General features: G+C 68.5%; 13 protein-coding genes. 4 read left to right on the forward strand and 9 right to left on the reverse strand.

Annotated elements, in window-relative coordinates; genetic code table 11:
* Nucleotides 1–18 precede the first annotated feature (18 nt).
* On the forward strand, nt 19–1,212 hold the full coding sequence (locus tag ASG12_RS14745) for a hypothetical protein (protein ID WP_156378124.1): 1,194 nt from the start codon (nt 19–21) through the stop codon (nt 1,210–1,212).
* On the opposite strand, the gene ASG12_RS14750 is transcribed toward ASG12_RS14745, so the two are convergent.
* Nucleotides 1,204–1,977: an MBL fold metallo-hydrolase gene (locus tag ASG12_RS14750; RefSeq protein WP_235457068.1), complete on the reverse strand. Its 774-nt coding sequence runs from the start codon at nt 1,975–1,977 to the stop codon at nt 1,204–1,206. The genes ASG12_RS14745 and ASG12_RS14750 overlap by 9 nt on opposite strands.
* Before the next feature lies 1 nt (nt 1,978).
* Nucleotides 1,979–2,950: a glycine betaine ABC transporter substrate-binding protein gene (locus ASG12_RS14755; protein WP_156378125.1), complete on the reverse strand. Its 972-nt coding sequence runs from the start codon at nt 2,948–2,950 to the stop codon at nt 1,979–1,981.
* Between the two features lie 79 nt (nt 2,951–3,029).
* Between ASG12_RS14755 and ASG12_RS14760 the strand changes: the two genes are divergently transcribed.
* On the forward strand, nt 3,030–4,097 hold the full coding sequence (locus ASG12_RS14760; RefSeq protein ID WP_055791150.1) for a magnesium and cobalt transport protein CorA: 1,068 nt from the start codon (nt 3,030–3,032) through the stop codon (nt 4,095–4,097).
* A gap of 2 nt (nt 4,098–4,099) precedes the next feature.
* Here the strand turns inward: ASG12_RS14760 and ASG12_RS14765 are convergent, their stop codons facing one another.
* Nucleotides 4,100–4,699: a suppressor of fused domain protein gene (locus ASG12_RS14765; RefSeq protein ID WP_055791153.1), complete on the reverse strand. Its 600-nt coding sequence runs from the start codon at nt 4,697–4,699 to the stop codon at nt 4,100–4,102.
* Nucleotides 4,700–4,760: 61 nt separating this feature from the next.
* Between ASG12_RS14765 and ASG12_RS14770 the strand changes: the two genes are divergently transcribed.
* A complete protein-coding gene (locus ASG12_RS14770; protein WP_055791157.1) occupies nt 4,761–5,543 on the forward strand; it encodes a metallophosphoesterase family protein in 783 nt (260 codons plus the stop codon).
* On the forward strand, nt 5,533–6,390 hold the full coding sequence (locus ASG12_RS14775) for a chromosome partitioning protein ParB (RefSeq protein ID WP_055791159.1): 858 nt from the start codon (nt 5,533–5,535) through the stop codon (nt 6,388–6,390). The genes ASG12_RS14770 and ASG12_RS14775 overlap by 11 nt, the downstream gene beginning before the upstream one ends.
* Before the next feature lie 69 nt (nt 6,391–6,459).
* On the opposite strand, the gene ASG12_RS14780 is transcribed toward ASG12_RS14775, so the two are convergent.
* The 6 genes from ASG12_RS14780 to ASG12_RS14805 all read right to left on the reverse strand — a co-directional run bounded on the left by ASG12_RS14780 (nt 6,460) and on the right by ASG12_RS14805 (nt 12,628).
* Complete coding sequence (locus ASG12_RS14780) at nt 6,460–7,635, reverse strand: ABC transporter ATP-binding protein (RefSeq protein ID WP_055791162.1); 1,176 nt, start codon at nt 7,633–7,635, stop codon at nt 6,460–6,462.
* A 2-nt stretch (nt 7,636–7,637) separates the two neighbouring features.
* Nucleotides 7,638–8,468, reverse strand: coding sequence for a carbohydrate ABC transporter permease (locus ASG12_RS14785; protein ID WP_055791164.1), 831 nt, complete (start codon nt 8,466–8,468; stop codon nt 7,638–7,640).
* Between the two features lie 8 nt (nt 8,469–8,476).
* A complete protein-coding gene (locus ASG12_RS14790; protein ID WP_082502034.1) occupies nt 8,477–9,484 on the reverse strand; it encodes a carbohydrate ABC transporter permease in 1,008 nt (335 codons plus the stop codon).
* Nucleotides 9,481–11,052 (reverse strand): extracellular solute-binding protein, encoded by a 1,572-nt coding sequence (locus ASG12_RS14795; protein ID WP_082502035.1) that lies wholly within the window; start codon nt 11,050–11,052, stop codon nt 9,481–9,483. Before ASG12_RS14795 ends, ASG12_RS14790 begins: the two co-directional genes overlap by 4 nt.
* Nucleotides 11,053–11,129: 77 nt before the next feature.
* Nucleotides 11,130–11,621 (reverse strand): general stress protein, encoded by a 492-nt coding sequence (locus ASG12_RS14800; RefSeq protein ID WP_055791170.1) that lies wholly within the window; start codon nt 11,619–11,621, stop codon nt 11,130–11,132.
* Between the two features lie 38 nt (nt 11,622–11,659).
* A complete protein-coding gene (locus tag ASG12_RS14805; protein WP_055792116.1) occupies nt 11,660–12,628 on the reverse strand; it encodes an HpcH/HpaI aldolase/citrate lyase family protein in 969 nt (322 codons plus the stop codon).
* Nucleotides 12,629–12,662 lie beyond the last annotated feature (34 nt).

Below are 12,662 nucleotides of genomic sequence, written 5' to 3' on the forward strand. Positions count from 1 at the left end.
CCGGGATAGGGTGTCGCGGTGGGTACAGCCGTCGTTCTCCTGGTGATCGCGGGACGGTTGTTGGTACCGCTGCTCATACCGCGGTTCCCCGTGCCCGCGATCATCGCGGCGTTGGTGCTCGACGCGGTGGACCAGACCATCTTCCAGCAGGTCCCCGGCCTCGACATCGCCGGTTATCAGCAGTACGACAAGGCGCTCGACGTCTACTATCTCGCGATCGCGTACCTGTCGACGCTGCAGAACTGGTCGGATCCCTTCGCCTTCGGCATCGCGCGGTTCCTCTTCTACTACCGCCTCGTCGGCGTCGTCGCGTTCGAGTTCAGCGACTCCCGATGGCTGCTCCTGGTGTTCCCCAACACCTTCGAGTACTTCTTCATCGCCTACGAGGTCATCCGGTGTCGGTGGGCGCCCACGCGCCTGAATCGCCGCACGCTGATCGCACTGGCCGCGGGCATCTGGATCGTCATCAAGCTGCCCCAGGAATGGTGGCTGCACATCGCCGAACTCGACGTGACCGACGAGGTGAAGACGAAGGTGTTCGGTGTCGGCCTGGCCGACGGGTGGGGCACCGCCCTCGCCCATCGGTGGTGGGTCGTGATCGTGGCCCTGGCGGTACTCGCCGCACTGACGGTCGCGGTCCGCGCCGGTGTCTCCCGACTGCCCGACGGTGATTGGCCGTTCGGGTTCGTCGTGTCGGCCCGCACGCGGGGCGGCAACGTCGCCCGCGTGCCCGCGAGCGTGCGTGCCTCCCAGAGTGCGTTCCTCCGCGGACCCCTCATCGAGAAGATCGTGCTGGTGTCGATGCTGCTGCTGGTGTTCTCCCGGATCGTGCCCGGCGTGCGCGCGACGAACACACAGATCGTCGTGACCGTGATCATCCTGGTGGTCGCCAACTCCGTCGTCAGCCACTGGATCGCCGGTCGCGGCACCGAGTGGACCTCGACGGTCTCGCAGTTCATCGCCGTCTCGGCCATCAACGCCGGCGTGGTCGTCGCCCTGGTGCTGCTGCCGACACCGGGTGGGGCCAGCGTCACGCCGCTGCCGACGCTGTTCTTCCTGCTGCTCATCTCGCTGATCGTGACGCTCTACGACCGGTATCGGATGCTGCGGAAACTGCGCAGCGGCAAGCCGTTCCCGATCTGGGTGCTGCGGCGGCGTCTGCTCGAACGCACCCGCCGGACCGTGGCGAACGTCGGCGGCCGCTCAGACTGACAGCGACTGTCCGGGGACGAGTTCGTGCGCTGTGATGTCGGGCGCGGCGGACGTCACCGCGTCGACGAACCTCGCCCCCGGGGGCAGGAACTCCTCGGGCGCGACCGCCGACAGGCCGATCGGCCAGAACGTGCCGAAGTGGACGGGCACGGCGTGGCGCGTTCGCAGCTCCCCCGCCGCGATCGCGGCACGTTCGGCGTCCATGTGTCCCTCACCGAGCCCCGGACCCCATCCGCCGACCGGCAGCAGAGCGAGATCGCAGTCGCCGACCTCCTCGGCCATCCCCGGGAAGAGGTCGGTGTCGCCCGCGAAATAGGTTCGTGCCGAACCGGTCACGACGAAGCCGAGGGGCTCGACGGTGTGCCGCGCCAGCGGGTGCCGGCGACCGTCGTGGCGGGCCGGGACCGCGCGGATCTCGACACCACCGATCTCGACCACCTCACCCACGGCCACCTCGCGGATGTCGCGGCCGCGCAGCCGGATCATGCCCGGTACCGCGGCACGCGTCCCCCGCGGGACGACGATGGGTGTGCCGGGGTCGAGCATCGCCAACGAGCGGACGTGCAGGTGGTCGGAATGCAGGTGCGACGCCACCACGACGTCCGCGTCGCGGGCCGCGGCACCCGGGATCGGCCCACGGCGCCGCCGCAGGTGTGCGACCCCGGCGGTGAGGACCGGATCGGTCAGCACCCGCACGCCGGAGTCGACGACGGTCAGCGTCGAGTGCCCCCACCACGTCACGCCCAGCGTCTGCTCGGTCGACACGTCAGAGGTTGTGTTCGGAGAGCCAGTCGGTGACAACCGACGAGGCGCTGGATTCCCCGGTCGAGACCTTCTGGGCCATCGCGGCGAGATCGGCGGTGGTCAGTTCGCCCGCGACCTTGTTGACCGCCTTGATGAGGTCTCGGTCGAGGGCCGCGGTGGCGAACACCGGGACGAGGTTCTGCGCACGGATAGCCGGCTGATCCGAAGGGTCGGGTGCACCCGTGGCGGTGGGGGCGGCACGCGCGTCGGCCGACACCTGCTTCTTGTCGGCGAGGACCGTCAACGCGGCGTCGTTACCCGCCGTCGACAGCGTCGAGACGAGCCCCACCGCTCGTCCCGAGGTCACCTCGGCGGTCACCGCGGCGACGTCGGCGACCTTCCGGAACGGACCGAATCGACACCCCACGGTCGCCAATGCGGCCAACGTGCCCTCGTCGGGGGTGCGGTCGCTCACCACGGGGAGTCCGGCGGGCAGCCGTGAACACTCCGACAGTTCGTCGACGCCGGCCGCCGACGCCGTCGAACCCGCGACCACCACCTGCAGCTGATCGACCACGGTCGTCGGATCGCCCACCGAGACGCCCTGCGGCAGAGCACGGTTGAGGTCGTCGTAGACGGCGTCGGTGGAGGTCGCGGTCGAGCCGGGCGCCAGCGCCGACAGCAGCGATCCGCTGAACGCGCCGAAGAGGTCGACCGTGCCACCGTCGACCCCGTCGAGCAGTTGCCGGTAGGAGCCCGTCACCAGGCCCGAGCGCACGGTCGCCCCCTCGTGGCGCAGTACCTCGGCGTAGATGTCGGCGGCGATCGCCGGAGCCGTGCCCGGTCCGGTGCCGACGACGAGCGTGCGATCGGGCTCCGACGCCGACGACGAACACCCCGCGGCGACCGCGGACACCGCGAGCAGCGACACCATCAGCGCGACGATGCGGGCCCACCGACGGGGCGACACGGCGGGGGCTCGATGGGCGATCACGGCGTCCACGCTAGTCGAGGCGGCCACCCGTACGATGATGCCGCGAGGTCGTCACGCCCGAACCCGAGGAGGTAGCACCATGCCGTCGTTGCCGTCACTGCGCCCCTCCGGCGGTGGTCCGCCGCGTCCCCGGGTGCCCATCCCGCCCGCACGTGCGGTGGTCGACTGCGCTGTCTACGTCGACGGGGAACGCAAATCCGGGAGACGTTCCTACAGCGAGGCGCTCGCCGAGGTCACCGCGACCGGCGAGGGTTTCGTGTGGGTCGGTCTGCACGCCCCCGACGATCAACAGATGGCCGGTGTCGCCGACACCTTCGGACTCCACGAACTCATGGTCGAAGACGCCGTCCACGCCCATCAGCGGCCGAAACTCGAGCGGTACGACGACACCCAGTTCATCGTGTTGCGGACCGTCAAGTACGTCGAACACGATTCACTCACCTCGGCCAAGGAGGTGGTGGAGACCGGCGAGATCATGATCTTCGTGGGCCGCAATTTCGTGATCACCGTGCGCCACGGCGATTTCACCCACCTCGCCGGTGTGCGGTCCCATCTCGAGGGTCGACCCGACCGCCTCACCCTCGGGCCGTACGCGGTGATGCATGCGATCGCCGACCACGTCGTGGACACCTACCTCGATGTGACGGCCGCCGTCGAGAACGACGTCGACGCCATCGAGGAGAGCATCTTCTCGCCCCGTGGATCGATCGACATCGACTCGGTGTACCTCCTCAAGCGGGAGATGACCGAACTGCGTCGGGCGGTGGCCCCGCTCGCGACCCCCCTGCAGCGCCTCACCTCCTCCGACAACGACCTGTGCCCCAAGGAGGTCCGGCGGTACATGCGCGACGTGGCCGACCACCACACCACCGTGTCGGAGCAGATCTCGACCTTCGACGAGGTCCTGACCTCGCTGTTGGAGGCCGCATCGGCCAAGGTCGCGATCCAGCAGAACACCGACATGCGCAAGATCACCTCGTGGGTGGCCATCGCCTCGGTACCCACGATGGTCGCGGGCATCTACGGCATGAACTTCGACAACATCCCCGAACTGCACTGGCGTTACGGCTATTTCCTGGTTCTGGCGTTGCTGGCGACGGCGTGTATCGGGTTGTGGCGCACCTTCCGGCGCAATCACTGGCTCTAGGGTCAGGCGCGACCGGGCGTGGCCGAGACGCGGCGCACGTCGGTGACGTCGATGCCCGCCTCCTCCCAGGCGCGGCGCAGTTCATCGACTCCCCGCAGCCGCACCCAGGCGGCCTCGTTGGCCGTGATGGGGATGGCCCGCAGGAACGTGACCGGCGACATCGGGTCGTCGAGGGGACAGTCGGCGATCTCGTCGACCGAGAGCACGACCGCGGTGCACGCCGATCCCGACCACAGCGGTTCGCCGAGGTCGATCAGCGCGTCGGCCAGCAGCACGACACCCTCCACCGAGGGGGTCGCGGCGAGCAGGGCGACACTGCGGTGCAGGTTCACCAGCGGGTCGCCCGCGTGCATGCGGACGACGATCTCCGCGCGGGGTCCGCGTACCGGGTCGGCACCGAGGTCGGTGGGGTCGGCCATCGGGTGTCGGGAGCACCCGACCGACGCGAACACGACGTCGGCGACATCGGCGCGGCCGGCGTCGGTGAACCGCAGGACGTCGATCGCCTCGACACCCAGGAACGTGACCGAGGCGCGCTGCGGATCGCCGGGCAGGGCCGCGCGGAGGTGGTCGGTGACCCGGTCGGTGACGGAGGTGCTCATCGCCTACGAGTCAACACCATCGCACTCCGGCCGCACCCATCGCGCGCGGTAGCCTCGTCGCATGGTGCGGGTGCTGGCGGTGGCCGACGAGGTGGTCGACGGACTCACCCACGGCCTCGTCGAGCAGCTCGCCCCCGACCTGATCCTCGGCGCCGGCGACCTGCCCTTCGACTACCTCGAGGCACTGTCGACCCGCAGCGGTGCCCCGTGTGTGTTCGTCCCCGGTAACCACGACCGCGACCTCGCCGGGTTTCACCGCGGGCGCTCCGGCTGGACACGGGCCGGGCTCCCGGCCAACGACCCCGGACCGGCCGGCGCGGTCAACGCCGACGGCCGCGTGGTGACGGTGGCCGGTCTGCGCATCGCGGGGCTCGGGGGCTCGATCCGCTACAACGACGGCCCGAACCAGTACCGGGAGGGCGCACAACGTCGGCGCGCGGATCTGCTCCGCTGGCGTCACGGCGTCGCGGTGCGGACCCGACGGATCGGCGCGAGGCCGCACTCCGGCCCGCTGGTCGACATCCTGCTGACCCACAGCCCCGCCCGCGGCTACGGCGACGGCGACGACGGCCCCCACATCGGTTTCCGATGCCTCGTCGATCTCGTGCAGTCGCTGCGGCCCCAGGCCCTCATCCACGGACACATCCACCCCTACGGCCAGACCCCGCAGGACCGGCGGATCCCACTGCACCGGGACGGCGACACCACGCGGCGTCCGACGGCCGACGAGAGCGCGACACCGGCGCCCTCGACACTCTCGCTGAACACGGTGGGCTACACCGTGTTCGACATCGAGGCCGGCGGTACCGGCATCACCGTGCGGAGGCGACGACATGGCTCGTGACACCGGATTCCCCGACGCCGACGCCGAGAACGACTTCAGCCGACTCCGGCGACAGGCCGAACTGGCGCGCCTGTCGGCGTGGTTCACCCGCGCGCCCGCCGACGTCAACACCATCCTGCCGTTCGATGAGGTCGTCACCGCGCTCGGACGCACCGGCGAGACCTCTCTCGGGCTCGTCGTCGTCGAGGTCTCGTCCATCGTCGGCAGTGTCGACCGCACAAGGGATTTCGACCGCTACTTCCGTCCCACGTCGACCCGTGTCCGGGCGCGATGGCAGCGGTTGGCCGCGGCTCAACGTCGTGGCGAGGCGATGCCGCCGATCGTGCTCTATCGGGTCGGCTCGATGCACTTCGTGGTCGACGGACACCACCGTGTGTCGATCGCGATCGCGCGCCACCTCAAGACCATCGACGCCTACGTCACCGAGATCCACACCCGCATCTCCCCCGACGGGATCAGCGCACCGTCCGATCTCCTGCTCAAGGACCACCGCCGACTGTTCCTCGCGCGGGTCCCGTTGCAGGGCAAGCAGGCCGAGGCCATCACCGTGGCCGATCCGTTCGACTACGCCGAACTGGCCGAGAACGTCGAGGCCTGGGGGTTCCGTCTGAGCCAGGAGGTGGGCGAGTTCCTCGGCCGAGGCGAGGTGGCCCGGCGCTGGTTCGGCGAGGAGTTCCTGCCGGTGGTCCGCATGGCGCGGCGCGCGGAGGTGTTGCCGCGGGTCACCAGCGACGCCGAGCTGTACATGTGGCTGGCCTGCGAGCGCTACCGCCTGGTGCGCAAGCACATCTGGGACGAGTCGATCATCGACGAGCTCCGCGACCTCGCCCCGCGCACACTGCGCTGACTCCCCATACGACACCGCCGCCCCGCGACGTGGTCGTCGGAGGGCGGCGGTGTCGTGTGTGCAGGTGTCCTACGGGAGCAGCAGGTTGTGTCCGCTCGACTGGTCGAACAACGCCACCTTGGAGGCGTCGTAGAACAGTTCGGCGTTGGTGCCCTTGGTGATCGACGACTCCGGCGAGAGGCGCGCGATCAGCTGGTTCGACCCGAAGTCGGCGCCGGAGTCGGCGGCGAGTTCGGCGAGGGCGTCGCTCGATGCCCGCTGACCGTCGACGGTGAAGTACGCGAACTTGTCCGAACCCATCGACTCCAACACCTCGACGTGGGCGGTGAAGGTCCCGCCGGCGCCGCGCGCCGTCGGGTCGAGCAGACGTGCATCCTCGAAATGCTCGGGGCGGATGCCGACGAGCACCTCGCCGTTACTGCCGACCGACCGGGCGGCCGACACCGCGCGCTGGTGCTCGGGAACGGTGATGTCGCCGAGGGCCGTCTGCACCGAGTGGGCGCCGAGGGTGCCGGGGATGAAGTTCATCGCCGGCGAGCCGATGAAGCCGGCCACGAACAGGTTCGCGGGGTTGGCGTACAGCTCCTGCGGGGAACCGATCTGCTGGACGTGACCGCCCCGCAACACCACGACCCGGTCGCCGAGGGTCATGGCCTCGGTCTGATCGTGGGTCACGTAGACCGTCGTGGTGCCCAGACGCTGCTGCAGACGCGAGATCTCGGTGCGCATCTGCACACGCAGCTTCGCGTCGAGGTTCGACAGCGGCTCGTCCATGAGGAAGGCCTTGGGGTTGCGCACGATCGCGCGACCCATCGCCACCCGCTGGCGCTGACCGCCCGAGAGGTTCGCGGGCTTGCGGTCCATGTACTGGCCGAGATCGAGGATCTTCGCGGCCTCGTCGACCTTCGACGCGATCTCCGACTTCGACAGCTTCGCCAGGGTCAGCGGGAAGGCGATGTTGTCGCGCACCGACATGTGCGGGTAGAGCGCGTAGCTCTGGAACACCATCGCGATGTCGCGGTCCTTCGGCGCCTTCTCGTTGACGCGTGAACCGCCGATGCGCAGCTCGCCCGAGGAGATGTCCTCGAGGCCGGCGATCATGTTCAGCGTCGTCGACTTACCGCAGCCCGAGGGTCCCACCAGGATGATGAACTCGCCGTCGGCGATTTCGATGTTCACCTCACTGACCGCCAGCGAGCCGTCGGGGTACTTCTTGCTCACCTTGTCCAGAACGATGTCGGCCATGGTTATCCCTTCACAGCGCCGGAGGTCAGGCCGGCAACGATACGACGTTGGAAGAACAGTACGAAGACGATGATCGGAATCGTGATCACCACGGCGGCCGCCGCGATCGACCCGGTCGGCTCCTCGAACTGCGAGCTACCGGTGAAGTTCGAGATGGCCACCGGCGCGGTGATCGAGTTGTTGGTCGAGGTCAACGAGATCGCCAGGAGCAGGTCGTTCCAGGCGAAGATGAACACCAGGATCGCCGCGGTGACGATGCCGGGAGCGGCCAGCGGGGCGATCACCTTGCGGAACGCCTGGGCCGGGGTGGCGCCGTCCATCTTGGCCGCCTTCTCGAGCTCCCACGGGATCTCGCGGAAGAACGCCGAGAGCGTGTAGATCGCCAACGGCAGCGCGAAGGTGATGTACGGCAGGATCAGGCCGGGCCAGGTGTCGAACAGCCCGATCTTGCGCTCGATGTTGAACAGCGGTGTCACCAGCGAGATCTGCGGGAACATGGCGATGAGCAACGCCGCACCGATGAACAACTTCTTACCCGGGAAGTCCAGGCGCGCAACCGCATACGCCGCGACGGTCCCGAGCACCACCGCGATCACCGTGGTGATGAGACCGATGCCGATCGAGTTGATGAGCGCACTCGTGAAGTCGTTCGTGTCGAAGATGCCGCTGTAGTTGTCGAACGTCCACTTCTTCGGGATGAAGCTGCCGTCGGTGACCGAGCCCGGGGGCTTGAACGAGAGGCTGACGATCCACAGCACCGGGATGAGGGCGTAGAGAACGACCAGCAGATTGATGACGGACCAGCCGACCTTTTTTCCCACCGTCTGATTCATGTCCGGCGCTACCGCCCCTCGTTGTCGGATCCGGGCGCCGACGCACCGAATCCCTTGATGAACAGTGCGGCGATGATCGCGACGGCCAGGAAGATCAGCACGCTGATCGCCGAGCCGACACCGAGATTGAACGCCTTGAACAGGTTGTCGTATCCCAGGACGGACACCGAGTAGGTGGTGTTCGCGCCCTTCGTCAGCACGTAGATGTTGTCGAAGATGCGGAATGCGTCGAGCGTGCGGAACAGCAGCGCGACCAGGATGGCCGGCTTCATCAACGGGATCGTGATGCGGATCAACCGCGTCCACGCCCCCGCGCCGTCGACCTGGGCCGCCTTGAGCAGGTCGTCGGGGACGAGCGCGAGACCGGCCAGCAACAGCAGCGCCATGAACGGTGTCGTCTTCCACACCTCGGCGAGGACGATCACCGCCAGCGACGGAAGCTGGTGGGTCAGCGGAGCCGACCCGGCGGGCAGCAGGTTCGCCAGGTAGCCCGTCTCCGGTGTCCACGCGTAGTACCACGAGAAGGCGGCGGCGACGGTGACGATGCCGTACGGGATGAGCACGACCGTGCGGACGAGTCCCTTGCCGAAGATGGTGCGGTGCATGACGAGTGCGATCGCCAGGCCCAACACGAACTCGATGGCGACCGACACCACGGTGATGCCCAGGGTGATCCCGAACGCCGTCCACCAGTAGCTGTCGCTCAGCGCGGTCACGTAGTTGGTGAACCAGACGAACTCGCTCTTGCCCGGCGCCGAGAGGCTCGCCTTGAACAGGCTGAGGTACACCGAGTACACGATCGGATAGCCCGTGACGACCAGCATCACGATGGCGGCCGGCGCGATCAGCAACAGCCCGAGGCGCCGATCGGCTTTCTTGCCGTCGCTGACGTTCTTCGCCGTGGGCGGCGCGCCGGCGGTCTTCGTGCGCGCCACGGTCGTGGGCGCGGGCCGGTCGGCCTCGCTGCGCGCGTGACGTCCCCGGGGCTGTGAGAGGCCCCCATCCGCCGCTGTCATGGAATCAGTCCCTTACCGTCGATTGCCTTGCGGACCTGGTCGGCCAGCACATCCACACCGCTCTTCGGATCGAGTCCACCGGGAGGGCTGAGCTTCGCGACGAGCAGCGTCGAGATCGCCTGGTAGACCGGCGATGCCGGTCGGTTCGACGACGCGTTCGCCTCGAGCTGGGCCTTGATGTCGTCGCCCATCGGGTAGGTCTGCTTGAAGTCGGGATCGTCGTAGATCGACGAGATCGTCGGCGGGGTACCGCCGCTGATCGAGTAAACCTTCTGCGCGTCGGAGTTCGTCAGACACGCAGCCGCCTTGAACGCCAACGACTTCTGCTTCGAGGTGCTCGCGACGGCGAGGTTCACCCCACCCACGGTGACCTTCGCCGGACTACCGGAGGTCACACCGGGGTAGCGCGCGAAGTCGAATCGGGTGCGCACCAGTTGGTTCACCGGTCCGAGCTCGGAGTCCTTCGGCGGGTTGTCGGGATCGGCGTAGAGGTTGGCGTACTTCTTCATCTCGGGGAAGAACGCGACGTCACCGGATGCGGCGTTCGACCGCATGCTGGGGAACACGAAGGGGTAGTTGATCTGGAAGGTCGCCAGGCCGTTCTCCATGGCGAGGCGTCCCTCGTTCTCCTTGTTGTTGCTCAGCGACGGGTCGGCGCCGGGGGCGCGGGCGACCGAACGCATGATCTCGAGCGCCTTCTCGGTGGCGGCGCGGTGTGCCGGGGTGTCGTTGAGCGTGATCTTGGTCGGATCGTTGGCGTCGACCACCGAACCTCCCGCGCTGGTGAGGAGGGTGTTGAACCACACCATGAGTCCCTCGTACTGCGCGCCCTGGACCTCGATGTAACTCGGTGCCGCGCCGGGGCCCTTCCAGGCCGTGCGGATCTTCTCGTTCGCCGCGAGGACCTCGTCCCACGTCGAGGGCGCCTTCGTCGACCCCAGGTACTGCTTGAGGATGTCGGGGCGGAACCAGAGCAGCTGCGTGTTGGTCCACGTCGGGATCGCGTAGAGCCGCTTGGCGTTGTCGGACTTGGTCTTCCACTCCGCGGTCTCCAACGGGCCGGGCAGCGACTGCGAGCTGATGTCGGAGACCAGGTCCTGGGGAACGGGTTCGAGCCAACCGGCGTCGGCGAACTCGGCGGTCCAGACGACGTCCATGCCCATGAGGTCGAGCCCGGCGTCGTTGCCCGCGAGCCGTCGCGCCAGCTGCAGCCGCTGGTCGTCGGCGGCCTTGGGCAGCGCGTGGGTGACGATGTTGTACTCGCCGTTCGATGCGGCACTGCACTTCTTGCCGACCTGCTCGATGAACGAGGCACCGTCGGCCGGTGCGTACGCGTTCAGCGTCCGGGGTGTGTACCCGGATCCGCACGCGCTCACCGCCGGCAGCACGACCGCTGCGGCCGCGAGAGCGGCGACGGCGAGTTTCGCCCGCCTACCGCTCCCGCTGGTGTGTCCCTTGCCCGCCACGTACGCCTCCTTGCGACCGGAGCGCACGCGTCGACCACGGCGTGCACCTTCGAATGCCTGAGGCGATACGTTATAGGTGGCAATTCGTGACTCGCAACACATTCGGCATGAACGTGCCAACTCGTGTCGGAATCGACGCCGCAGGTCCCATCAGATGCCCGAACGGGCACATTCGGACCTCAGATGGTGGTACGGGCCAACAGATCGCGCGCCTGCGGCGCACTCTTGGGATCGCAGATCACGTCATAACGACCCGCCACCAGCTGCATGGTGGAGGCGAAGTCGCGGGTGCCACGCGTGGCCGCGTACGGGATGGACGTCGAGATGACGCCGAACACGATGCCGCCGATGATGCCGAAGGCGATGGGCACCACGATGGCCCCGGTGACGACCAGGCTCAGCAGCAGTCCGAAGAACAGTCCGAGCCACGCGCCCGAGGCGACGCCGCCGCCGATGACCTTGCCCCAGGTGAGCCGACCGAGCACGCGCTCGACCTGCATGAGATCGACACCGACGATGGTCACGTCCTGCACCGGGAACTCGGCGTCGGACAGGTAGTCGACGGCCTTCTGCGCCTCGGCGTAGGTGCGGTAGGAGCCGATGGGCCAGCCCGACGGGGGTGTTGGCAACCCCGGGGCCTCGCGTCCTCTGGGTCGGATCGGGTTGGTCATGTCATGCCCTTCGTCGTCGCGCTCGGAATCTGTCGTTCTCAGGTGGTGCGGTCGTCGCGCGCCGGCGTCCGGGTCAGCCCCGCGGCGCGTCCGGTGCGTGCGAGCGCGGTCGCCATCGCCGCACTCGCCTCGTCGATCATCTCACCGCGGTGCCGCACCGCGCCGCGGGCTCCGCCCGCCGCCGACGTCGCCGTGGCGTACGCGTCGAGAAGCTCTTCGGCCGCGTCGTAGTCGGTCTGGCGGGGTGTGAACACCTCGTTGACGACGTCGATCTGCGCCGGGTGGATGACCCATTTCCCGTCGTAACCGAGTGCCGCGGCGGCAGAGGCGATGGCACGCAGTCGATCCGGTGCGTCGAAGGCCAGATACGGTCCGTCGACGGCAGCGAGTCCGTGTGCGCGGGCCGCGACCAGCACGCTCATCAGCACGTGGTGGTGGGCGTCGCCGAGCGTGTACCCCTGCGGTTGTTCACCGGTGGTGAGGGTGCGCATGCCCAGGCTCGCCGCCATGTCCGCCGGGCCGAGCACCAGCGCTTCGAGACGCGCACTGGCCGAGGCGATCTCGTCGATCCGACGCAGAGCGCCCGCGTCCTCGATCTGCGCCTGGATGCCGATGGCGCCCAGGGGGAGGTCGTGGATCCGTTCGAGCTGGGTCAGCAGGAGGTCGAGGGCGATCACGTCGGCGCCCCGCCCGACCTTCGGGAGCACGACGGAGTGGAGGCGGGCGCCCGCGCCGGCGACGACGTCGATGACGTCGGCATGGGTCCACGGTGTCGACCACGCGTTGACCCGCACCGACCGTCGCGGGCATGTCCAGTCGTCGGCGGTGAGGGCGTCGACGACGGCGGCGCGCGCGGCGACCTTCGCATCGGGTGCCACGGCGTCCTCGAGATCACAGAAAACCTCGTCGGCCGACAGCGCCCGCGCCTTCGCCAGCATGGCCGCCGAACTGCCCGGCACGGCCAGGACCGATCGGCGCAACACGCCCCGGGGGTCGGCTCGATCCATCGCGTCTCCCGTCACGTCGGTCTCTCGATCCCGG

Origin of the sequence: Williamsia sp. Leaf354 (genome assembly GCF_001424365.1) — a bacterium.
Classification (GTDB): domain Bacteria; phylum Actinomycetota; class Actinomycetes; order Mycobacteriales; family Mycobacteriaceae; genus Williamsia_A.

What these genes read in the sequence shown, in the direction of transcription:
- ASG12_RS14760 (WP_055791150.1), top strand. Translation starts at nt 3,030, where the DNA reads ATGCCGTCGTTGCCGTCACTGCGCCCCTCCGGCGGTGGTCCGCCGCGT.
- ASG12_RS14765 (WP_055791153.1), bottom strand. Translation starts at nt 4,699, where the DNA reads ATGAGCACCTCCGTCACCGACCGGGTCACCGACCACCTCCGCGCGGCC.
- ASG12_RS14770 (WP_055791157.1), top strand. Translation starts at nt 4,761, where the DNA reads ATGGTGCGGGTGCTGGCGGTGGCCGACGAGGTGGTCGACGGACTCACC.
- ASG12_RS14775 (WP_055791159.1), top strand. Translation starts at nt 5,533, where the DNA reads ATGGCTCGTGACACCGGATTCCCCGACGCCGACGCCGAGAACGACTTC.
- ASG12_RS14780 (WP_055791162.1), bottom strand. Translation starts at nt 7,635, where the DNA reads ATGGCCGACATCGTTCTGGACAAGGTGAGCAAGAAGTACCCCGACGGC.
- ASG12_RS14785 (WP_055791164.1), bottom strand. Translation starts at nt 8,468, where the DNA reads ATGAATCAGACGGTGGGAAAAAAGGTCGGCTGGTCCGTCATCAATCTG.
- ASG12_RS14790 (WP_082502034.1), bottom strand. Translation starts at nt 9,484, where the DNA reads ATGACAGCGGCGGATGGGGGCCTCTCACAGCCCCGGGGACGTCACGCG.
- ASG12_RS14795 (WP_082502035.1), bottom strand. Translation starts at nt 11,052, where the DNA reads ATGTGTTGCGAGTCACGAATTGCCACCTATAACGTATCGCCTCAGGCA.
- ASG12_RS14800 (WP_055791170.1), bottom strand. Translation starts at nt 11,621, where the DNA reads ATGACCAACCCGATCCGACCCAGAGGACGCGAGGCCCCGGGGTTGCCA.
- ASG12_RS14805 (WP_055792116.1), bottom strand. Translation starts at nt 12,628, where the DNA reads ATGGATCGAGCCGACCCCCGGGGCGTGTTGCGCCGATCGGTCCTGGCC.